Origin of the sequence: Actinomycetospora sp. NBRC 106378, from assembly GCF_030269685.1 — a bacterium.
In the GTDB taxonomy this organism is placed as follows: Bacteria; Actinomycetota; Actinomycetes; order Mycobacteriales; family Pseudonocardiaceae; genus Actinomycetospora.
Map to the genome: position 1 here is coordinate 527555 of NZ_BSTT01000001.1, position 20523 is coordinate 548077.

Below are 20523 nucleotides of genomic sequence, written 5' to 3' on the forward strand. Positions count from 1 at the left end.
CCGTCAGTACTTGAGGAGGTTCGCGTCGTCGACCGAGGCGGTCCGGCGCGTGCGGAAGATGGCCATGATGATCGAGAGGCCGACGACGACCTCCGCGGCCGCGACGACCATGACGAAGAACGCCATGACCTGGCCGTCGAGCGAGCCGTTGATGCGCGAGAAGGTGACCAGCGACAGGTTCACCGCGTTGAGCATGAGCTCGACGCACATGAACACGACGATCGCGTTGCGGCGCACCAGCACCCCGACGGTGCCGATCGAGAAGAGCAGCGCCGAGAGCAGCAGGTAGTTCGTGGGGCTCACGTCTGGCTCCCCTGGATCTCGCCGCGCTCGGCGTGGTGGGAGTGGGCGGCCGTGTCGTGCTCGTCGCCGGGGCGGGAGAGCTCGGTGGCGTGGCCGAGCCGCTCGCGGGCCGTCGCCTCGATGATCGCCGAGAGCGACTCCGGGGCCACCGAGCCGTCCGGCAGCAGCGCCGGGGTGGCGACCGAGTCCGCCGTCGCGAAGACGCCGGGGCCCGAGCGGGAGCCGAACTTCTCCAGCGGGCCGCGCAGCCGCTCGGCGACCCGTTCCTTCTGGGTGATGGCCTTGGACTTCGCCCGGCCGGCGAAGGTGTAGACCATCGCGCCGACCGCGCCGGTGATGATGAGCGCCGAGGTCAGCTCGAAGGCGAGCAGGTAGCGCTGGAAGACCAGCAGCCCCAGGCCGCCGACGTTGGACCCGGACGGGGCGCCGGCGGCCAGCGGGACGCCGACCGACTGCGCGACCGCGCCGATCATCAGCCCGGCGAGCCCGATCCCGAGGACCGCGGCCGCCACGCGCTGCCCGCGCAGCACCTCGACCACGGAGTCCGAGGCGTCCCGGCCGACCATCATGAGCACGAAGACGAACAGCATCATGATCGCGCCGGTGTAGACGATGATCTGGGTGAAGCCGAGGAACGGCGCCGCCTGGAGCATGTAGATGACGCCGAGGGAGAGCATCGTCAGCACGAGCCAGAGCGCGGAGTGCACGGCGTTGCGGGAGAACACCATCCCGAGCCCGCCGGCCAGGGCCACCGGACCGAGGATCCAGAACCCGATCGCCTCGCCGATCGTCGTCGTCATCGCTGGTCCTCCGGGGCCTTCCCGACGAGGGCCGCGCCCGGCAGCGCGTTCGCGCCGGCCCGGTTGTCCGTGTCGAGGTCGTGCTCGCCGGCCTGCTCGAGGCCGCGCTTCGCCATCTCCGGGCCCTGCACGTAGTAGTCCTGCTCGTCGTCGCCGAGCCGCATCGGGTGCGGCGGCTGCTCCATGCCCGGCAGCAGCGGCGCCAGCAGCATGTCCTTGGTGTAGATCAGGTCCTGGCGGTCGTCGTCGGCGAGCTCGTACTCGTTCGTCATCGTGAGCGACCGCGTCGGGCACGCCTCGATGCAGAGCCCGCAGCCGATGCAGCGCAGGTAGTTGATCTGGTAGATCGCCCCGTAGCGCTCGCCCGGCGAGAACCGGGCCTCGGGGGTGTTGTCGCCGCCCTCGACGTAGATGGCGTCGGCGGGGCAGGCCCAGGCGCACAGCTCGCAGCCGACGCACTTCTCGAGGCCGTCCGGGTGCCGGTTGAGCTGGTGGCGGCCGTGGTAGCGCGGCGCGGTCACCTTCTTGACCAGCGGGTACTCCTCGGTGACCACCTTCTTGAACATCGTCGAGAAGGTGACGCCGAAGCCGGCGATGCCGTCGAACATGCCCATCAGGCGTCCTCCTTCTGACCGGAGCCGACGGCGGCCGTCTCCGGGGCCGGGCCCCGGGACACCGCCCGGCGGCGCTTCGGCGGGCTCGTCGGCACGGTGAGGTCGAGCGGCGGCACGGGATAGGTCCCGACGACGGGTGGCTCGCTGCCGGCGTCGTCGTCGTCCGCCGCCCGGTCGGGCAGCATCAGCGCGACCACGATGGCCACCACGAGCACCACCGCGCCCACCATCAGCACCACCGGCGCGGAGATCGTGCCGTACTGGTTGCGGAGCACCCGGAGGGTCGCGACGGCGACGATCCACACGAGGCTGACCGGGATGAGGATCTTCCAGCCGAGCCGCATGAACTGGTCGTAGCGCTGGCGGGGCAGCGTGCCGCGCAGCCAGATGTAGACGAACAGGAACACGAACATCTTCGAGATGAACCAGACCACCGGCAGCCAGCCGGAGTTCACCCCGGGGATCAGCGACAGCGGCCACGGGGCCATCCAGCCGCCGAGGAAGAGCGTGGTGGCCACCGCGGAGAGGGTGACCATGTTGACGTACTCGGCGAGGAAGAAGAGCGCGAACTTGAGCGACGAGTACTCGGTGTGGAATCCGCCGACGAGCTCGGACTCGGCCTCGGGCAGGTCGAACGGCGCCCGGTTGGTCTCACCGACCATCGAGATGGCGAAGACGATGAAGCTGACCGGCAGCAGCCAGATGTACCAGCCGTTCTGCTGCGCGGAGACGATGTCGGCGGTGGACAGCGACCCCGCGTAGAGCACCACGGCGATGATCGACAGGCCGAGCGCCAGCTCGTAGGAGATGACCTGCGCGGCCGAGCGCAGGGAGCCGAGCAGCGGGTACGGCGAGCCGGAGGCCCAGCCCGACAGCACGATGCCGTAGACGCCGACCGAGGAGCAGGCCAGCACCACGAGGATGCCGACCGGCAGGTCCGCGACCTGCAGCGCCGTGTGATGGCCGAAGATCGACACCTCGGGGCCGAGCGGGATCACCGCGAACGCGACGAACGCCGGGATCGTCGAGATCACCGGGGCGATGAAGAAGACCGCCTTGTCCGCGAGGACCGGGCGGATGTCCTCCTTGAACGCCAGCTTGAGGCCGTCGGCCAGGGACTGGAGCAGGCCGAACGGGCCGTTCCAGTTCGGGCCGGGCCGCTGCTGCATCCGCCCGACCACCCGGCGCTCGAGCCAGATCATGAACAGCGTCATGACCAGCAGGAGCGCGAAGACGACGACGACCTTGACGATCGTCAACCAGATCGGGTCGTCCGCGAGCAGCGCCTGGGTGTAGCCGGGGGTCCCGGGCGGCGGGAGCGGGTTCACTGGGGTTCTCCGTGGGCGACGACGGGGGCGACGGCGGCGGCGACGGGGGCGGCGACGTCGACGAGGTCCCCGTGGCCCAGCCCGAGGCCGGCGAGGGTGACGACGCCGCCGGGGACCGGCACGTGCGAGGGCGCCCAGACGACGTCCGCGGGCAGGTCGGCGAGCTCGACGACGAGGTCGAGCGTGTCGCCGAGGCGGGCCGGCTCGCCGGCCACGAGGCCGAGGCGCTCCGCGGTGCCCGCCGCGACCCGCAGGCGGGGCGGGCGGGCGGTGCCGGGCAGGTCGGTCTCCTCGGCCAGCAGGGCGCCGCCGTCGATCAGCTGGCGCCACGTGGCGAGGCGGACCCGGCCGGTCAGCGGTGGCCCACTGCTGTCGTCGGACGTCAGCCGTGTGCCATCGCTGACATCCGGGGAGGAGGGCCGGGTCGCGGGCGTCGACGGGGTGACCGCGACCGTGCCCAGCTCCGCGAGCTCCGCCGCGGCGGCCTGCGGGGTCTGGGTGAACAGGTCGACGTCCATCTCGACCGCGAGCGAGTCCAGCACCCGGCAGTCCGGCAGCGTCACCGCGGCCGTGCCGCCGACGCGCCCGGACCCACCCTGGCCGGGGTCGATCGTCGTCGCGAAGGGCCGGTCGCGGCCCTCCCAGTTGCGGTAGGTGCCGCTGCGGTTGACCGCGGGCGCCACCGGCAGCACGACGTCGGCGTGCTCGGTGACCTCGGAGAGCACCTGCTCCAGCGAGATCACCACGTCGGCCTCGGCGAGCGCGGCGCGGGCCAGGTCGGGATCGGGCAGGTCGGCGAGCTCCACGCCGCCGAGGACCAGCCCGGCCAGCTCCCCGTCGCGCGCGGCGGTGAGCATCGCGGTGAGGTCGCGGCCGGGCGCCGCGGGCAGGCTCGGGACGCCCCAGACCGCGGCGACCGCCTCGCGGGCGTCGGCGTCGTCGACGCGCCGGGCACCGGGCAGCAGGGTCGGCAGCGCGCCGGCGTCCACGCCGCCGCGCTCCCCGGCCCGTCGCGGCACCCACGCGATGCGAGCCCCGGTCCGGGCGCCCAGCTCGCTGACCGCAGTGAGCAGCCCGGGCACCTCGGCGGCGCGCTCGCCGACGAGCACCACCGCACCCGGCGCCGCCAGCGCCGCGGCCAGGTCGTCGGGCAGGTCGGCCAGGGCCGCGGGCTCCTCGCCCGGGACCGCCGCCAGCAGGTGGCCCCCGGTCTTCACGACGGCGGGGGTGGTCCAGCTGCCCACGTGCACCACGCGGGTGCCGTGGCGGGCGGCCTTGCGCAGCCGCAGGAAGACGATCGGCGACTCCTCCTCGGGGTCGAACGCCACGCACAGCACGGTGCGGGCGGCCTCGAGGTGGGCGTAGGAGACGTGGCTCGGCGCGACGCCCGCGACGTGGCCCGCGAGGAAGTCCAGCTCCTCGTCGGAGTGGGCGCGGGCCCGCTGGTCGACGTCGTTCGTGTGCAGCGCCAACCGGGCGAACTTGGCGTAGGCGTACGCGTCCTCGACGGTGAGCCGGCCGCCGGGCAGCACCCCGACGCCGCGCTTCGGCGCGAGCTCCTCGCCGTCCTCACCGGTCCGCGGCTCCCCCCGGCCGTCGCGCGCCCCGGCGAGCAGCGTCGCCGCCCGCTCCAGCGCGTCCACCCAGGGGACCGGGGTGAGCACCCCGTCCTCCCGGACCATCGGCTGCAGCACCCGCTGCGGCGAGGCGGGGTAGCGGAACGCGAAGCGGCCCTTGTCGCAGAGCCACTCCTCGTTGACGGTCGGCTCCTCGCCGGCCAGCACGCGGGTGACGCCGCCGCGACGCCAGTCCCGGCGCGTCGAGCAGCCGGACGCGCAGTGCTCGCACTGACCCGGCGTCGAGACCAGGTCGAAGGGCCGCGACCGGAACCGGTACGAGGCGCTGGTCAGCGCGCCGACCGGACAGATCTGGATGGTGTTGCCGGAGAAGTAGGACTGGAACTCCTCGCCGGCGCCCCAGGCCGTCTCCTCCGTGCCGATCTGCTGGTGCGCCCCGCGCTCGAGGAGCTCGATGAACGGGTCGCCGGCGATCTGGTCGGAGAAGCGGGTGCAGCGCTGGCAGAGCACGCAGCGCTCGCGGTCGAGGAGCACCTCGTCGGAGATCGGCAGCGGCTTCTCGAACGTCCGCTTGTGCTCGTGGAACCGCGACTCGGCCCGCCCCGAGGACATCGCCTGGTTCTGCAGCGGGCACTCGCCGCCCTTGTCGCAGATCGGGCAGTCCAGCGGGTGGTTGATGAGCAGCAGCTCCATGACGCCCTGCTGCGCCTTGTCGGCGACGGCGGAGGTCACCTGCGTCTTCACGACCATGCCGTCGGCGACGGTCATGGTGCAGCTGGCCTGCGGCTTGGGCATCGGCCGCCCGCCCATCTCCACCTCGACCAGGCACTGGCGGCAGGCGCCGGCCGGCTCGAGGAGGGGGTGGTCGCAGAACCGTGGGACGACGATGCCGAGGCGCTCGCAGGTCCGGATGAGGATCTCGCCCTTCGGCGCGTCGACGGTGCGACCGTCGATCGTCAACCGGACGTGGCCCTCGGGGACCGGCGGCGCTTCCTGTTCGGGTGCCTGGGTCATGTCTAGTGCGCTCCGGCGAGAACTCGGTCGGTGGCGGCCGGCTGGGCCTGGCACAGGTCCAGGAACTCCTGGCGGAAGTACTTGATGCCGCTGGTGATCGGGGAGACGGCGCCGTCACCGAGCGCGCAGAACGAGCGGCCCAGGACGTTCGAGCACACGTCGAGGAGGGTGTCGATGTCCTCCTCGGTGCCCTGCCCGTCGTTCATGCGGCGCAGGATCCCGGCGAGCCAGTAGTTGCCCTCGCGGCACGGGGTGCACTTGCCGCAGGACTCGTGCTCGTAGAACTCGGTCCACTTCATGACCGCCCACGGCACGCTGACCGTCTCGTTGAAGATCATGACGGCGGTGGTGCCGAGCATCGAGCCCGCCTCGGCGGCGCCCTCGAAGTCCAGCGGGACGTCGAGGTGCTCGTCGGTGAACAACGGGGTGGACGAGCCACCCGGCGTCCAGAACTTGAGCGGGATGCCGTCCTTCATGCCGCCGGCCATCTCCAGCAGCTGGCGCAGCGTGGTGCCGAGCGGCGCCTCGTACTGCCCGGGCCGCTCGACGTGGCCGGACAACGAGTAGATCTTCGGCCCGGGCGAGCGCTCGCGGCCCATCGTCCGGAACCAGTCCTTGCCGCCCGCGACGATCGAGGGCACCGTCGCGATCGTCTCGACGTTGTTGACCACCGTCGGCGCCGCGTAGAGACCCGCCGTCGCCGGGAACGGCGGCTTGAGGCGCGGCTGGCCGCGGCGCCCCTCGAGCGAGTCGAGCAGCGCGGTCTCCTCGCCGCAGATGTACGCGCCGGCCCCGGCGTGGACCACGATGTCGAGGTCGAACCCGCTACCGTGGATGTCCTTCCCGAGGTGGCCCGCCGCGTAGGCCTCCTGGACCGCGAAGTGCAGGCGGCGGATGGCGTGGACGATCTCGCCGCGGATGTAGATCGCGCAGAAGTTCGCGCGGATCGCGAAGGCCGTGATGATGCAGCCCTCGATGAGGCTGTGCGGGTCGGCCATCATCAGCGGGGTGTCCTTGCAGGTCCCCGGCTCGCCCTCGTCGGCGTTGATGACGAGGTACTTCGGCTTGAACTGCGGCGCGTCCTCCGTGGCCGCGGTCGGCTCCTCGCCCGGCTTCGGCTGCGGGATGAAGCTCCACTTCATGCCCGTCGGGAAGCCGGCGCCGCCGCGCCCCCGCAGGCCGGAGTCCTTGACCAGCGACACGAGGTCGGCCGGCGCCATGGCGAACGCCTGCCGCATCGCCTCGTAGCCGCCGAGCTCGGTGTAGTGCCGCAGCGTCCACGACTCGGGCAGCAGCCAGCGTCGGGTGAGAACCGGCGTCAGCGGGTCCGGGCGGTACTCCTCCGGCTCGCTCATGACGCACCTCCCGGGAGTTCGGTCGCTTCGGTGGGACGGTCGGGCGAGGCGTCGGGCATCGGGGGCGCGGTCCAGCCGCGCTCCTCCGCGAGCCGCGCGCCGCGCAGCGTGGCCTCGTCGGCGCTCGGGCCGGCGTTCGCCGCCGCTCCGCCGACCTCGGGGTCGTCGAAGAACCCGGCGAGCAACAGCTCGATGCGGCGGAAGTCGGTCAGCGGGGCGCCCCGGGTCGGGTGCGGCTTCTCGCCCCGCTGCAGCGCCTCGATGATCTCGACCGCGCTGTCCACCGTCTGGCGGTCGTAGAACTCGTAGTTCACGGTGAGCACGGGCGCGAGGTCGCAGGCCGCGAGGCACTCGGCGTGCTCGATCGTCAGGCTGCCCGGGGTCCCCGGCTCGCCCGCCGTCTGCTCGTGGCCGATCCCGCCGAGGCGCTCGCGCACCGCGGCGTAGATGTCGTCGCCGCCGAGCGCCGCGCACAGCGTGTTGGTGCACACGCTGACCAGGTGCTCGCCGACCGGCTCGCGCTTGTACATGGTGTAGAACGTCGCGACCGCCGAGACCTCGGCGGGCGTGATGTCGAGGATCTCGGCGCAGAACGCGACGCCGGCGCGGCTCACGTGGCCCTCGACGTACTGCACGAGGTGCAGCAGCGGCAGCAGGGCCGAGCGCGGCTCCGGGTAGCGCGCCACGATCGCCGCGGCCCGCTCGCGCTGGCCGTCGAACACCGAGACGTCGACGTCGGTGTCGGGACGCACCCGGGGACGCTCGGCGTCGGTGGGGCTCAGAGCGGGGTTCACGTGGGTGGTCATCGGTCGCAGCCCCCCATCACGGGGTCGAGGCTCGCCAGCGCGGCGATGACGTCGGAGACCATCCCGCCCTCGCACATCGCCGGCGCGGCCTGCAGGTTGACGAAGCTGGGCTCGCGCAGGTGCACGCGCAGCGGGCGGGTGCCGCCGTCGGAGACGAGGTGGGCGCCGAGTTCGCCGCGGGGCGACTCGATCGGCACGTAGGCCTGCCCCGCCGGGACCTTGAAGCCCTCGGTGACCAGCTTGAAGTGGTGGATCAGGGACTCCATCGACTGCCCCATGATCTGGCGGACGTGCTCGAGGGAGTTGCCCATGCCGTCGGCGCCGACCGAGAGCTTGGCGGGCCACGCGATCTTCGCGTCGCCGACCATGACCGGGCCGGGCTCGAGCGCCTCGACGCACTGCCGGACGATCCGCAGCGACTGGTGCATCTCCTCGACCCGCAGCTTGTACCGGGCGAAGGAGTCGGCGGCCGTGTCCGTCGGGACCTCGAAGTCGTACTGGTCGTAGCCGAGGTACGGGTCGACCTTGCGCAGGTCCCAGGCCAGGCCGGCGGAGCGCAGGATCGGGCCCGTGACGCCGAGCGAGAGGCACCCGTCGAGCGGGAGGTAGCCGATCCCGACGAGGCGCTGCTGCCAGATCGCGTTGCCGGTGAGCAGCTGGTGGAAGCCGGGCAGGCGCGAGTCCATGACGTCGCAGAACTCGAGGATGCGCTTCTCCGCGCCGTCCGGGAGATCCTGGACGACGCCGCCGGGACGGATGAACGCGTGGTTCATGCGCAGGCCGGTGAGGAACTCGAGCAGGTGCAGGACCTCCTCGCGCTCCCGGAAGCCGTTGGTCATGCCGGTGAGCGCGCCGAGCTCCATGCCGCCGGTGGCCAGCGCCACGAGGTGCGAGCCGATCCGGTTGATCTCCATGAGGAGCACCCGGATGACCTGGGCCCGCGTCGGGACCTCGATGCCCAGCAGGCGCTCGGTCGACATGCAGTAGGCGGTCTCGGTGAACAGCGGCGCGAGGTAGTCGCACCGGGTCACGAAGGTGACGCCCTGGGTCCAGGTGCGGTACTCGCAGTTCTTCTCGATCCCGGTGTGCAGGTAGCCGATGACCAGCCGCACGTCGGTGACGGTCTCGCCGGAGATCTCCAGCACGAGGCGCAGCACGCCGTGCGTGGAGGGGTGCTGCGGCCCCATGTTGATGACGATGCGCTCGTCGCCGGTCGACTCGTCGACGAGCTCGTCCCAGTCACCGCCGGTGACCGTGTAGACGGTGCCCTCGGTGGTCTCGCGGGAGGAGGCTGCGTAGGGGTCGGTGACGGTGTCGTCGAGGTCGGTCACGTGTAGGCCCTCCGCTGGTCGGGCGGCGGGATCTCGGCGCCCTTGTACTCGACCGGGATGCCGCCCAGCGGGTAGCTCTTGCGCTGAGGGTGGCCGTTCCAGTCGTCCGGCATGAGGATCCGGGTCAGGCTCGGGTGGCCGTCGAAGACGATCCCGAACATGTCCCAGGTCTCGCGCTCGTGCCAGTCCGCCGTCGGGTAGATCGACACGAGCGAGGGGCAGCGCGCGTCCTCGACGTCGAGGCAGACCTCGAGCCGCAGCCGCCGCCGGTAGGTCATGGAGAGCAGCTGCACCACCACGTGCAGCTGCTGCGGGACGTCCTCGCCGTAGTCCACCCCGGAGACCCCGGAGCAGAACTCGAAGCGCAGCGCCTCGTCGTCGCGCAGGAGCTGCGCGAGCGTCGGCAGGTGCTCGCGGGCGACGTACCAGGTCATCTCGCCGCGGTCGACGGTCACCTGCGGCACCGCCTCGTCGAACGCGACGAGGCCGCCCTCCTCCAGCGCGGCGGTCGTCTCGTCGACGACCTCGTCGAACCAGCCGCCGTAGGGCCGCTCGGCCGGGGCCGGGGCGTAGGCCGGGAGGCGGAGGCCGCCGAAGCCCGACGTGTCGCCGGAGCCGTGGATGCCGAACATGCCCTCGCGGTGGCGGCCGGTGACCGTCGGCGCGTGCGGGCGGTGCTGCTCGACCGGGGAGAACGCGACCGCGCCGGGCTCGGTGTGCTCGGAGGAGCCCGCGGTCGCCCCGGTCGGGCCGGACGCCCCGCCCGTCCCGGTCGGGGGCACATGGGGCTGCTTCGACGCGTCCTTGCTGTCGGCCATGGCTACTTCCGCCCGTACTTGACCGACGACGGCAGCAGCTCGAGCGTCTCGCCCTGCGCGCGGCGCTCGGCGGCCAGCTCGGCGCGGACGGGACCCAGCGGCTCGACCTGGATCTTCTGGTGCAGCTTGAGGATCGCGTCGATCAGCATCTCCGGCCGCGGCGGGCAGCCGGGCAGGTACATGTCGACGGGCACCACGTGGTCGACGCCCTGCACGACCGCGTAGTTGTTGAACATGCCGCCGGACGACGCGCACACGCCCATGGCGAGCACCCAGCGCGGCTCGGCCATCTGGTCGTAGATCTGGCGCAGGACGGGCGCCATCTTGTTGGTCACGCGGCCCGCCACGATCATCAGGTCGGCCTGCCGCGGGCTGGGGCGGAACACCTCCATGCCGAAGCGGCCGAGGTCGTAGCGCGGCGCGCCCGACGTCATCATCTCGATCGCGCAGCAGGCCAGGCCGAAGGTGGCCGGCCACAGCGAGGCCTTGCGGGTCCAGTTGACCAGTCCTTCGACGGTGGCCAGCAGGATGCCGTTCGGCAGCTTCTCCTCGAGTCCCATGAGCTACGTCCCTACGTCCAGTCCAGGCCGCCGCGCCGCCACACGTAGGCGTAGGCGAAGGCGACGGTCCCGATGAAGAGCACGATCTCGACCAGCCCGAACAGGCCGAGGGCATCGATGTTGATCACGAACGGGTAGAGGAACACCATCTCGATGTCGAAGAGGATGAACAGCATCGCCGTGAGGTAGTAGGCGACCGGCACGCGGCCGCCGCCGACCACCGGCTGCGGCGACGGTTCGATCCCGCACTCGTAGGTGTCGAGCTTCGCCCGGTTGTAGCGCCGCGGGCCGATGTACGGGGCCGCCGTCACCGAGAACAGGGCGAAGCCGCCCGCGAGCACGAACATGACGATGAGGGGGACGTAAGCGGTGAGTCCCGCGCTGCCCTGCATCGGGGGGAACCTCCTGCTCGATGGTGGTCGAGACGACTGCTGGTGGTCTGCGACACCGCACGATCGGTGTCCGGCGTCACCCCCGGCGGACGGACGCCGACCCTACGGAAGGAGGGGGAACGCCCGGGGGGTGAGGGTGGCCTTAGTCCGGGCTCATGCGGCGGTCTCCTTCCCGACGCCGGGTCGGGTCGGGCGGGCGGGCGCGATCGCCGTCGGCGCCGCCTCCGGCAGCGCCGGGGTGAGCCGCAGCAGCACCTCGAGCAGCCGGTCGGAGACGTCGCCGTCGCGACGGTCGTGCAGGTTGGCGAGCAGCTTGAGCAGGAAGGCCATGACCCGTCGGCGGGGCAGCCCGTGGCGGGCGGTCGCCTGGACGAGCCAGGGGTGCCGCAGCGCGTGTGCGAAACGGTTGCCGAGCCGGTAGTAGCTCGCGAGCTCCGCCCGCACCGCCTCCGGGTAGCCCGCGAGCGCGCGCTCGCGCGACGGCCCCTCCGGGCGCGCGAACGCCTGGATCACGGCCTCCGCCGCCAGCGCCGCGGACTGCATGGCGTAGGCGATGCCCTCGCCGTTGAACGAGTTGACCATGCCGCCGGCGTCGCCGACGAGCAGCAGGCCGTCGGCGTAGACCGGGGTGCGGTTGAAGCCCATCGGGAGGGCCGCACCGCCGATCTCGCCGGTCGCGTTCTCCTCGCGCAGGCCCCACTCGGCGGGCAGCGTGTCGCACCAGGCGCGCAGGGTGGCGCGGTAGTTCGCGCCGCCGGCCGCGTTCGTGCGGTCGAGGATGCCGAGCCCGACGTTGGCGGTGCCGTCCCCCATCCCGAACACCCAGCCGTAGCCGGGCAGCAGACCGCCGTTCCCGTCGGTGAGCTCGAGGTGGGTCTCGAGGTAGTCGTCGGTGCTCTTCGGGCTCGTGTAGTAGCGACGGACCGCGACGCCGAGCGGGCGGTCGTCGCGCTTCGCGATGCCGCGCGAGAGGGCGGTGCGGGCGCCGACGCCGTCGGCGGCGATCACCAGCGGCGCGCGGTAGGTGACCGGCTCCCGCTCGGGGCCGCGGCGCGCCTCGACACCGACCACCCGGCCGGTGCGCTCGTCGGTGATCGCACCCGTGACCGAGGTCCGTTCCTCGATCCGCGCCCCGGCCGCCCGCGCGTGGTCGGCGAGCAGCTGGTCGAAGTCGCGGCGGGGCCGGACCATGCCGTAGGGCGGGAAGCTCGTGAGCTCGGGCCAGTCGAGGTCCACCGACATCCCCGCGCCGTACACGCGCAGGCCCCTGTTGTGCAGCCAGCCCGCCTCGGGCCGGGTGTCGATCCCGAGGTCGACCAGCTGCTTGACCGCCCGCGGCGTCAGCCCGTCGCCGCACACCTTCTCGCGCGGGAACGCGGCCTTCTCCAGGACGAGCACGTCGAGACCCGCGCGGGCGAGGTGGGTCGCGGCGGTCGACCCGGCCGGACCGGCGCCGACCACAATCACGTCGGCCGCGCAGTCGTCACCCCCGACACGACGCCGGGTGCGCTCGTGGTGGTGAGCGGACACCAGGGAAACCTCCCGACACCCCTTGTGAAATCGTTCACTAGCTCCGGGCGGGGCCGAGTCTAGGCATGTTGCGTGCGACACGCCCGGTGGATCCGGGTTTGATCTCGTGACGACCGGGATCGACCGTTGTCCGCCCCGGTCGTCCGCACGCGGACGACCGCGTGGGCGATCAGCGGACGGCGGTGTGCAGGGCGACGATGCCGCCCGTGAGGTCGCGCCAGCTGACCGCGCGCCACCCGGCGGCGGTGATGCGTCGGGCGAGCGCCGGCTGGTCGGGCCAGGACCGGATCGACTCGGCGAGGTAGACGTACGCGTCGGGGTTGGAGCTGACCGCCCGCGCCACCCGGGGCAGGGCCCGCATCAGGTAGTCGGTGTAGACCCGGCGGAACGGCCCCCAGGTGGGCGTCGAGAACTCGCAGATCGCGAGCGTGCCGCCGGGCCTGGTCACCCGCGCGAACTCGGCGAGGGCGGCGTCGGGCTCGACGACGTTGCGCAGCCCGAACGACATGACGACCGCGTCGACCGAGGCGTCGGGCAGCGGGAGCGTCATGGCGTCGGCGGCGAGGTAGGGCACCACGCCCGCATGCTTGGCCCGACCCGCCTGCAGCATGCCCAGCGAGAAGTCCGCGGCCAGGCACGTCGCACCGGTGCGCGCGAGCTCGACGGTGGACACCCCGGTCCCGGCGGCGATGTCGAGGACGACGTCGCCGGGGCCGATCGTCAGCGCCTCGCGCGTGGCCCGCCGCCAGGCGCGGTCGCGCCCGAAGGACAGCACGGTGTTCGTGACGTCGTAGCGCGCCGCCACCCCGTCGAACATGCGGGCGACGGCGGAGGGATCACGGTCGAGACCGGCGCGGGTGGACATCGAGGGTCAGCGTACGGCGCCGACCGGCTCGCGGTCGGGCGTCACGTCGTCGTCGGGCGCGGGCACGGTCGCGGCCTCGGCGGCCCGACGACGGCGGGCGAGCGCCCAGGCGGTCGGCCCGAGGACGACCCACAGTCCGACGACGCCCAGCGCGACCGGCCCGAGCCCCTCGGTCCAGGACCGGCCCGCCACGCGGACGAGCTCGGGCTTCGACCGGTCGTACTCCACGACGACGTACTGCCCGGGTTCCAGGCCGCGCGGGTAGAGCACGCCGGTGGCGGGGGTCAGGACCGCGCCGTCGGAGGCGGTGAAGCGGACGAACGTGTGCCCGGCGTCCCCGCCGTCGAGGACCTCGGCGACCGTGGTGCCCTCGTCCGCCGAGATCGACGCGTCGTTGCGCGCGGCGCCCACGAGCACCAGCACGGCGAGCACCGACAGCACGAGGCCGATCCCGACGACGATCCCCGCCGCGCGGCGGGCGACGGGGGCGAGGGCGGTGCCGGTGACGTCCCACGCCGTCCGCGCGCCCGCGCGCAGGGCACGGAACCGCCCGTCCACCGTTGCACGCAGGTCCACGGGACCGAGGGTAGTGAGCGTCGGTCCGGCGACGGGTCTCCGCGCGGGACCCGTGCGCCGTCCGGGGGACGCCGGGGGGCGAACGGACGGGGGCGGGGCAGGACCTCACACCGGCCTCGCGCCCGCCGCCGCGGCCGGGCCACCCGCCGTCGGGACGGCTCACGTCGCGAGGTGCACACCGGGCAGGTCCGCGGGAGGAGAGAGCTGCCTGCCGTCGCCCTCGCGTCAGCGGGCCGGGTCGTCCTCGCGGTCGGCCAGGTCGTCGCGGTGCAGCAGGTCCTCGCGGACGCCGCCGGAGCGGTAGGCGAGCCGTCCGACCAGGTGGGCCGTGACCGGGGCGGTGATCAGCTGGAAGGCACCGACGAGCACGAGCATCCACGTGTCGACGCTCGTGCGGAGCAGCAGCGCGGCGCCGACGACGACCAGTACGAGACCGGCGGTCTGCGGCTTGGTGGCGGCGTGCATGCGGGAGAGCACGTCGGGCAGACGCAGGAGCCCGATCGCGGCGGCGAGTGCGAGCAGCGCGCCGAGGAGGACCAGGACGGCGCCCACGACGTCGAGGAGCCCGGTCACGAGCCACCCCCGGAGCGCTTCCGCCCGACGAAGCGCGCGACCGTCGACGAACCGAGGAAGCCGACGAGGGAGACGGCGACGATCGTGGGGACGATGGCCGAGTCGCGGGAGAGGGCGACCTGCGCCATCAGCCCGCACATGATGACCGCGACGAGGGCGTCGAGCGCCACGAGCCGGTCCAGCGCGGACGGCCCGAGCACGAAGCGCCCGAGGACGAGCAGCAGGCTCAGCCCGAGGATCGCGAGGGCCACGGTGAGCAGGACGGACGCGAGGCTCATCGGCCGGCCTCCCGGGACGGCAGGGCGGCGGAGGAGTCGTCGTCGGCTCCGGCCGCGTCGTGCGGCCGGTGCTCGGTCGGCTCGGGGTCGACGGGATCGGGGTCGTCGAGGGGGTCCGTGCCGACCTCGGTGCGCCCGGAGCTGGCCGCCTCGACCCGGACGCGGTGCACCCCGACCTCCAGCAGGTCCGCCTCGAGCCGGGCGACCTGCGCCCGGAAGCGGTCGACGGCCGCGTCGTCGTCGGCGCCGAGCACGTGGGCCCAGAGCGTCCGCTCCTCGGCGGACGCGTCGACCACGACGCTGCCCGGGACGAGGGAGAGGCACTCGACGAGCATCGCCATGAGGAGCTCCGAGTCGTCGGAGATCTCGACCGCGACGATCGAGCTGCGCGGGGGCGGGCCCGGGCGGACCGACTGCCAGGCCACCTGGACGCTGGACACGGCGAGGTCCCGGGCGACGTCGAGGACCACGCGGAGCAGGGCGAGGGGCCGCAGCCGACCGCCGGTGGACACCGCGGGCAGCGGGAACAGCACGAGGACCCCGACCGCGACGGCGAGGCCGCCGAGCAGGTTGGCCCACGAGAACGTGCCCCACAGCAGGACCCAGACGAGGGTCAACCAGAGCACCCGCAGCACCCGGGGACGCCGGCCGAGGAAGCCGCGCTGCACGCCGCCGTCCGCCGCGCTCACCGGACCACCCGGTCGTCGACGGCCTGCGCGAAGACGGCCTGCACGTAGGGGGTACGGGCGGTGAGGTCGGCCGCCGCCCGGTCGGTCAGCGAGTACAGCGGACCGGCGAACACCGTCAGGGCGAGCCCGACGGCGACGAGCGCCCCCGTCGCGGCCGTCATGGCGCGCGGGAGCGCGACGACCTCGCGCTCCTGGTCGGCCACCGCGCTGGGGGCCCCGAGCAGCGCGCCGGAGTAGGACTCGGCGCCGGTCCGCCCGCGCCCGGCGCCGATCATCACGGGGTAGCGGCGGTCGGGGTCGTCGGCGACGTCGAGATCGTTGACCTCGGCGTCCTCGGGGTGCTCGACCGGCAGCTGGTCGCGCGGGCGCCAGAAGGCGAGCACCCAGACCTTGGCCATCGCGTAGAGCGTCAGCAGGCTGGTGAGCACCGCCCCGCCGACGAGGAACCACGCGAGCACCGACCCGTCCTGCACGCCGGCCTCGATCAGCCCGAGCTTGCCGACGAAGCCGGAGAGCGGCGGGATGCCGCCGAGGTTGATCGCGGGCACGAAGTACAGGACGGCGAGCAGGGGGCTCGCGGCGGCGAGCCCGGCGAGCCGCGTCGTCGAGGTCGACCCGCCGACCCGCTCGACGAGCCCCGCCACGCAGAACAGCGTGGCCTGCACGGTGATGTGGTGGACGACGTAGAAGACGGCCGCGCCGACGCCCGCCGCGGTACCGAGCGCCACCCCGAAGATCATGTAGCCGATGTGGCTGACCAGCGTGAACGACAGGACCCGCTTGATGTCGTCCTGCGCGATGGCGCCCAGCGCTCCGATCACCATCGTCAGGAGTGCGGCGACCATGAGGATGTCCCGGGCCACCGTGTCCCCGGGGAACAGCAGCGTCTGCGTGCGGATGATCGAGTAGACGCCGACCTTGGTGAGCAGGCCCGCGAAGACCGCGGTGACCGGCGCCGCGGCGGTCGGGTAGGAGTCGGGGAGCCAGGCCGAGAGCGGGAACACGGCGGCCTTGATGCCGAACGCGGTGAGCAGCACGAGGTGGATCGTCAGCTGCGTGCCGGCCGGGACGGCGGCCATCCGCTCGGAGATCTGCGCGAGGTTCAGCGTCCCGACCGCCGCGTAGACCAGGGCGATCCCCGCCAGGAAGATCAGCGAGGAGACCACGTTGACCACGACGTAGGTCAGGCCCGCCCGGACCCGGGAGCGCGTGCCCCCGAGGGTCAGCAGCACGTAGCTGGCCATGAGCAGGACCTCGAACCCGACGTACAGGTTGAACAGGTCCCCGGAGAGGAAGGCGTTCGCGACGCCGGCGGCCAGCACCAGGTAGGTCGGGTGGAAGATCGACACCGGGGTGCGGGAGTCGTCGTCGGAGGTGCCCTGCCCGATCGCGTAGAGCAGCACCAGCAGGGTCACCGACATCGACGTCAGCAGCATGATCGTCGAGAGCTGGTCGGCCACGAGCGTGATGCCCAGCGGAGCGGGCCACGACCCCACGGTCACCACCCGGGGGCGCTCGGCCGCGCCGGCCACGAGCACGGCGGCGACGACCACGACGGCCGAGAGCACCCCGACCGACACCCAGCGCTGGAGGGTCGGACGCCCGGCCAGCACCAGCGCCGCGCCGGCCCCGAGCAGCGGCAGCAGGACCGGCAGCGGGAGCAGGCTCTCCACGACGGTCGCGGCGGGGTTCACGCCTGGGCCCCCGCCCGCGAGGTGCGCTCGTCGTCGGTGTCGGAGGTCTGCTCGCACCCGGTGGTGTCGAACTCGTCCTCGTCGATCTGCTCGTCGCGCTCGAGGCGGCGGCGCACGGAGCGGTCCTCGGTGTCGACGGTGAGGTCGTCCTCGCGGTCCAGCGTCCAGGTGCGGTGGATGATCGAGAGCAGGAACGCCGCGACGCCGAGCGTGATCACGATGGCGGTGAGCACGAGCGCCTGCACCAGGGCGTCGCTCATCGCCGACTCCGGCGCGCGCCCGACCAGCGCGGCGGCGCCGAACGGTCCGCCCGCCGAGATGACCAGCAGGTTCGTGGCGTTGCCGAGCACGAGCACCCCGAGCAGCACGCGGGTGAGGCTGCGGTCGAGGAGCAGGTACACCCCGGCGGTGTAGAGAATCGCGATGAGGGCGAGCAGCAGGAACGAGGAGCTCACGCCGGCACCTCCTGTCCGGACGGGCGGGTGGGCGAGTTCGAGGGGCCGGGCGTGTCGCCGAGCCGGTCCAGCTCCGCGCCGAGGCTGCGCAGGATGTCGAGCACGAGCCCGACGACGATCAGGTAGACGCCGACGTCGAACACGAGCGAGGACACGAACTTGACGTGGCCGAGCACCGGCACGTCGCCCTCGATCACGTAGGTCTGGAGCACCTCGCCGCCGAGCAGCAGGCCGGCCGCGCCGGAGAGCCCGGCGAGGAGCAGGCCGGCGCCGAGCAGCGTGCCCGCCTCGACGGGCGCGGCCTCCCCCAGCTCGTAGCGCCCCCCGGCGACGTAGCGCACCACGAGGGCGAGCCCGGCGAGCAGCCCGCCGGCGAAACCGCCGCCGGGGGCGTTGTGCCCGGCGAACAGGAAGTAGATCGACAGCACCATGATCGTCGGGAAGACGAGCCGGGTGACGACCTCGAGCAGCAGGGTCCGCTCGGTCACCCGTGGACCGGGGCGCAGCTGGCGGGCGAGGCGCTCGAGCGTCGGCCCGCGCAGCCAGCCCGAGCCGGCGACCGGGCCCGGTCCGACCGGCGCGCGCCGGCGTCGCCGGGCGCCCGGCGGGGTCCCGGTGCGCCGGTCGAGGAAGACCAGGCTCGCGACGCCGGTGGCGGCGGCGAGCAGCACGGAGAGCTCACCGATCGTGTCCCAGGCCCGGATGTCGACCAGCGTCACGTTCACGACGTTCTGGCCCGCGCCGAAGCCGTAGGCCTGCGAGGGGAAGGCCCGCGAGACCGGTTCGGCGGTCCGCGACCCGAGCGCGGTGGCGCCGAGCAGGGCGACGAGCACGCCGATCGGCGCGGCGATGGCGAGGCGGGCCCACCGCCGGGCCGGGGTGTGGTGCTCGGTGATGTCCGCGGGCAGCCGCCGCAGCACCAGCACGACGACGACCAGCGTCATCGTCTCCACCAGGGCCTGGGTGAGCGCGACGTCGGGGGCGCCGGCGAGCGCGAAGATCACGGCGACGGCGTACCCGAGCCCGCCCACGAGGAGCACGGCCGCGAGGCGGCGCTTCGCGCGGGCGGCGGCGACGGTGGAGACGACGGCGAGCAGGGCCGCCACGACCTGGGCCGGCGAGTCGGCGAACCGGTCGACGCGGATCTCCGACAGCGCGCCGCTCGCCACGAGCACGACGCCCGGCCCGAGGAGCAGGACACCGAGGACGGTGCAGAGGACCACCTGCAGCGAGCCGCGCTGGGTCTGCACCGTGACGCGCAGCGCCCCCTTCTCCACGGCGTGGACCAGCGCGCGCCAGGTGACCTCGGACCGGACGGCGTTCAACGGGCGGACGCGCGACAGCGGCTCGATCACCCGGGGCAGCGCGAGCAGCAGGCCGAGCACGATCGCGAGCGCGGACAGGCCGAGGGCGACGGTGAACCCGGGCCACAGCTTGAGCTGCAGCGGCGTCGGGTAGCTCGCGGCCAGCGTGTCGGCGTAGCCGGTCAGCAGGGGCGTGATCGGGCCGACGGCGAACCCGGCGACGAGCGAGGCGAGCCCGAGCACGGCCGGCGCGGCCAGGAAGAGCGCGCCCGGACGGATCCACTCGCTGCGCCCGCCGGTCGTGAACACGTCGGTGAAGGCGCCGAGCACGAAGCGGGCGCTGTAGGCGACGGTGAGCACCGAGCCGAGCACGACGACGGCGAGCAGCACGCCGGCCCACGGCCCGTACGCCCGGTGCAGGAACGCCTCGAACGCGCCCTCCTTCGTCACGAACCCGAACAGCGGCGGGATGCCCGCCATCGACGCGGCGGCGAGCGTCCCGACCACCGCGAGGACCGGCGCGCGGCGGGCGAGGCCGGACAGCTCGCGCAGGTCCCGGGTGCCGGCGCAGCGGTCGATGACCCCGACGGTGAGGAAGAGCGCGGACTTGAACAGCGCGTGCGCCACGACGAGCCCGGCCGCGGCGAGCGCGGCGTCCCGCGTGCCGGCCCCGGCGAGCAGGAGCATGAAGCCGAGCTGGGAGACGGTGCCGTGCGCGAGGAGCAGCTTCAGGTCGGTCTGGCGGGCGGCGACGATGCCGCCCAGCAGCATCGTCAGCGCCGCCGCGATCGCGATGACCGGCCGCCACCCGGCGTCGTCGGCGAATCCCGGCGCGAACCGCAGCACCAGGTACACGCCCGCCTTGACCATCGCCGCGGCGTGCAGGAACGCGCTGACCGGCGTCGGCGCGGCCATCGCCGAGGGCAGCCAGAAGTGGAACGGGATCAGCGCCGACTTCGAGAGCGCGCCCACGAGCACGCACACCACACCCGCCGTGACCGCCGCGCCGCCGAGGGTCGGCCCGGCCGCGACGATCGCGGAGAGGCGGTAGCTGCCCGCCGCCTCGGCGAGGATCACGAGCCCGACGAGCATCGTCAGGCCACCGGCCGCCGTGACCGTGAGGGCCTGCATGGCCGCGGCCCGGCTCGCGCGCTTGTGGGCGTCCTGCCCGACGAGCAGGAACGAGAAGATCGTCGTCAGTTCCCAGCAGACGTAGAGCATGACGACGTCGTCGGCCCAGACCAGCGCGAGCATCGCGCCGGCGAACGCGAGCAGCACCCCGGCGAAGCGTGGGAGCCCGCCCGACGACGGCGTGAAGTAGCGGGCGCAGTAGAGCACCACGAGGGCGCCGACCCCGGTGACCAGCAGCGAGAGCATCGCCGAGAGCGGGTCGAGGCGGACCGCGACCTCCACGCCGAGCGCGGGGATCCAGGTGAACCCCTCCCCGTGTGCCTGCCCGCCGAGGACCGCGGGCAGCTGGGTGAGGATCCAGGCGAACGCCGCCGCCGGGACCAGCGCCAGACCCACGAAGGCGGTGCGCCCCAGGGACCGCACGAGCAGGGGTGCGACCAGCGCGGCCGCGGCGTGCACCGCCAGCAGGACCAGCACCTATCGACCCCCAGCTCCACCGCACTCGGCACCCGTCGTCACCGACGAGCCTA

At 73.3% G+C, this 20523-nt stretch carries 20 protein-coding genes; all 20 read right to left on the reverse strand.

The window, feature by feature from the left end:
* Positions 1 to 3 precede the first annotated feature (3 nt).
* The 20 genes from nuoK to QSK00_RS02680 all read right to left on the reverse strand — a co-directional run bounded on the left by nuoK (position 4) and on the right by QSK00_RS02680 (position 20470).
* Positions 4 to 303, reverse strand: coding sequence for an NADH-quinone oxidoreductase subunit NuoK (gene nuoK, locus QSK00_RS02585; protein WP_018330824.1), 300 nt, complete (start codon positions 301 to 303; stop codon positions 4 to 6).
* Positions 300 to 1103 (reverse strand): NADH-quinone oxidoreductase subunit J, encoded by an 804-nt coding sequence (locus tag QSK00_RS02590; RefSeq protein WP_285587145.1) that lies wholly within the window; start codon positions 1101 to 1103, stop codon positions 300 to 302. Before QSK00_RS02590 ends, nuoK begins: the two co-directional genes overlap by 4 nt.
* Positions 1100 to 1717: an NADH-quinone oxidoreductase subunit NuoI gene (gene nuoI, locus QSK00_RS02595; RefSeq protein ID WP_285587148.1), complete on the reverse strand. Its 618-nt coding sequence runs from the start codon at positions 1715 to 1717 to the stop codon at positions 1100 to 1102. The genes QSK00_RS02590 and nuoI overlap by 4 nt, the downstream gene beginning before the upstream one ends.
* Positions 1717 to 3045, reverse strand: coding sequence for an NADH-quinone oxidoreductase subunit NuoH (nuoH, locus tag QSK00_RS02600; protein ID WP_285587151.1), 1329 nt, complete (start codon positions 3043 to 3045; stop codon positions 1717 to 1719). The genes nuoI and nuoH overlap by 1 nt, the downstream gene beginning before the upstream one ends.
* The gene (locus QSK00_RS02605) at positions 3042 to 5636 is read right to left on the reverse strand and encodes an NADH-quinone oxidoreductase subunit G (RefSeq protein ID WP_285587156.1); all 2595 of its coding nucleotides are present in this window, start codon (positions 5634 to 5636) and stop codon (positions 3042 to 3044) included. The genes nuoH and QSK00_RS02605 overlap by 4 nt, the downstream gene beginning before the upstream one ends.
* Before the next feature lie 2 nt (positions 5637 to 5638).
* Positions 5639 to 6991 (reverse strand): NADH-quinone oxidoreductase subunit NuoF, encoded by a 1353-nt coding sequence (nuoF, locus tag QSK00_RS02610; RefSeq protein ID WP_285587158.1) that lies wholly within the window; start codon positions 6989 to 6991, stop codon positions 5639 to 5641.
* Positions 6988 to 7797, reverse strand: coding sequence for an NADH-quinone oxidoreductase subunit NuoE (nuoE, locus tag QSK00_RS02615; protein ID WP_285587160.1), 810 nt, complete (start codon positions 7795 to 7797; stop codon positions 6988 to 6990). The genes nuoF and nuoE overlap by 4 nt, the downstream gene beginning before the upstream one ends.
* Entirely contained in the window at positions 7794 to 9128 is a 1335-nt protein-coding gene (locus QSK00_RS02620) for an NADH-quinone oxidoreductase subunit D (RefSeq protein ID WP_285587162.1), read from the reverse strand. Before QSK00_RS02620 ends, nuoE begins: the two co-directional genes overlap by 4 nt.
* Positions 9125 to 9946: an NADH-quinone oxidoreductase subunit C gene (locus QSK00_RS02625; protein WP_285587164.1), complete on the reverse strand. Its 822-nt coding sequence runs from the start codon at positions 9944 to 9946 to the stop codon at positions 9125 to 9127. The genes QSK00_RS02620 and QSK00_RS02625 overlap by 4 nt, the downstream gene beginning before the upstream one ends.
* Before the next feature lie 2 nt (positions 9947 to 9948).
* A complete protein-coding gene (locus QSK00_RS02630) occupies positions 9949 to 10506 on the reverse strand; it encodes a NuoB/complex I 20 kDa subunit family protein (protein ID WP_285587167.1) in 558 nt (185 codons plus the stop codon).
* A gap of 11 nt (positions 10507 to 10517) precedes the next feature.
* Complete coding sequence (locus QSK00_RS02635; protein WP_285587169.1) at positions 10518 to 10898, reverse strand: NADH-quinone oxidoreductase subunit A; 381 nt, start codon at positions 10896 to 10898, stop codon at positions 10518 to 10520.
* Between the two features lie 153 nt (positions 10899 to 11051).
* On the reverse strand, positions 11052 to 12428 hold the full coding sequence (locus QSK00_RS02640) for a geranylgeranyl reductase family protein (RefSeq protein WP_285587171.1): 1377 nt from the start codon (positions 12426 to 12428) through the stop codon (positions 11052 to 11054).
* Between the two features lie 169 nt (positions 12429 to 12597).
* On the reverse strand, positions 12598 to 13293 hold the full coding sequence (locus tag QSK00_RS02645; RefSeq protein WP_285587173.1) for a demethylmenaquinone methyltransferase: 696 nt from the start codon (positions 13291 to 13293) through the stop codon (positions 12598 to 12600).
* Positions 13294 to 13299: 6 nt separating this feature from the next.
* Complete coding sequence (locus tag QSK00_RS02650; protein WP_285587175.1) at positions 13300 to 13869, reverse strand: DUF3592 domain-containing protein; 570 nt, start codon at positions 13867 to 13869, stop codon at positions 13300 to 13302.
* A gap of 225 nt (positions 13870 to 14094) precedes the next feature.
* Positions 14095 to 14442: a monovalent cation/H(+) antiporter subunit G gene (gene mnhG / locus QSK00_RS02655; protein ID WP_285587177.1), complete on the reverse strand. Its 348-nt coding sequence runs from the start codon at positions 14440 to 14442 to the stop codon at positions 14095 to 14097.
* Positions 14439 to 14720 carry a monovalent cation/H+ antiporter complex subunit F gene (locus tag QSK00_RS02660; protein ID WP_285587178.1) on the reverse strand — a complete coding sequence of 94 codons (282 nt, stop codon included), beginning with the start codon at positions 14718 to 14720 and terminating at the stop codon, positions 14439 to 14441. The genes mnhG and QSK00_RS02660 overlap by 4 nt, the downstream gene beginning before the upstream one ends.
* Complete coding sequence (locus QSK00_RS02665; RefSeq protein ID WP_285587180.1) at positions 14717 to 15409, reverse strand: Na+/H+ antiporter subunit E; 693 nt, start codon at positions 15407 to 15409, stop codon at positions 14717 to 14719. Before QSK00_RS02665 ends, QSK00_RS02660 begins: the two co-directional genes overlap by 4 nt.
* Entirely contained in the window at positions 15406 to 17103 is a 1698-nt protein-coding gene (locus QSK00_RS02670; RefSeq protein ID WP_285587183.1) for a Na+/H+ antiporter subunit D, read from the reverse strand. The genes QSK00_RS02665 and QSK00_RS02670 overlap by 4 nt, the downstream gene beginning before the upstream one ends.
* Positions 17100 to 17558, reverse strand: coding sequence for a Na(+)/H(+) antiporter subunit C (locus QSK00_RS02675; RefSeq protein ID WP_285587185.1), 459 nt, complete (start codon positions 17556 to 17558; stop codon positions 17100 to 17102). The genes QSK00_RS02670 and QSK00_RS02675 overlap by 4 nt, the downstream gene beginning before the upstream one ends.
* The gene (locus tag QSK00_RS02680) at positions 17555 to 20470 is read right to left on the reverse strand and encodes a Na+/H+ antiporter subunit A (RefSeq protein ID WP_285587187.1); all 2916 of its coding nucleotides are present in this window, start codon (positions 20468 to 20470) and stop codon (positions 17555 to 17557) included. Before QSK00_RS02680 ends, QSK00_RS02675 begins: the two co-directional genes overlap by 4 nt.
* Positions 20471 to 20523: the final 53 nt, after the last annotated feature.

Excerpts from the sequence above, each read along its gene's own strand:
- nuoI (WP_285587148.1), bottom strand. The coding sequence starts at position 1,717 with ATGGGCATGTTCGACGGCATCGCCGGCTTCGGCGTCACCTTCTCGACG.
- QSK00_RS02590 (WP_285587145.1), bottom strand. The coding sequence starts at position 1,103 with ATGACGACGACGATCGGCGAGGCGATCGGGTTCTGGATCCTCGGTCCG.
- QSK00_RS02660 (WP_285587178.1), bottom strand. The coding sequence starts at position 14,720 with ATGAGCCTCGCGTCCGTCCTGCTCACCGTGGCCCTCGCGATCCTCGGG.
- nuoE (WP_285587160.1), bottom strand. The coding sequence starts at position 7,797 with ATGACCACCCACGTGAACCCCGCTCTGAGCCCCACCGACGCCGAGCGT.
- QSK00_RS02645 (WP_285587173.1), bottom strand. The coding sequence starts at position 13,293 with ATGTCCACCCGCGCCGGTCTCGACCGTGATCCCTCCGCCGTCGCCCGC.
- QSK00_RS02630 (WP_285587167.1), bottom strand. The coding sequence starts at position 10,506 with ATGGGACTCGAGGAGAAGCTGCCGAACGGCATCCTGCTGGCCACCGTC.
- nuoF (WP_285587158.1), bottom strand. The coding sequence starts at position 6,991 with ATGAGCGAGCCGGAGGAGTACCGCCCGGACCCGCTGACGCCGGTTCTC.
- QSK00_RS02625 (WP_285587164.1), bottom strand. The coding sequence starts at position 9,946 with ATGGCCGACAGCAAGGACGCGTCGAAGCAGCCCCATGTGCCCCCGACC.
- QSK00_RS02635 (WP_285587169.1), bottom strand. The coding sequence starts at position 10,898 with ATGCAGGGCAGCGCGGGACTCACCGCTTACGTCCCCCTCATCGTCATG.
- QSK00_RS02605 (WP_285587156.1), bottom strand. The coding sequence starts at position 5,636 with ATGACCCAGGCACCCGAACAGGAAGCGCCGCCGGTCCCCGAGGGCCAC.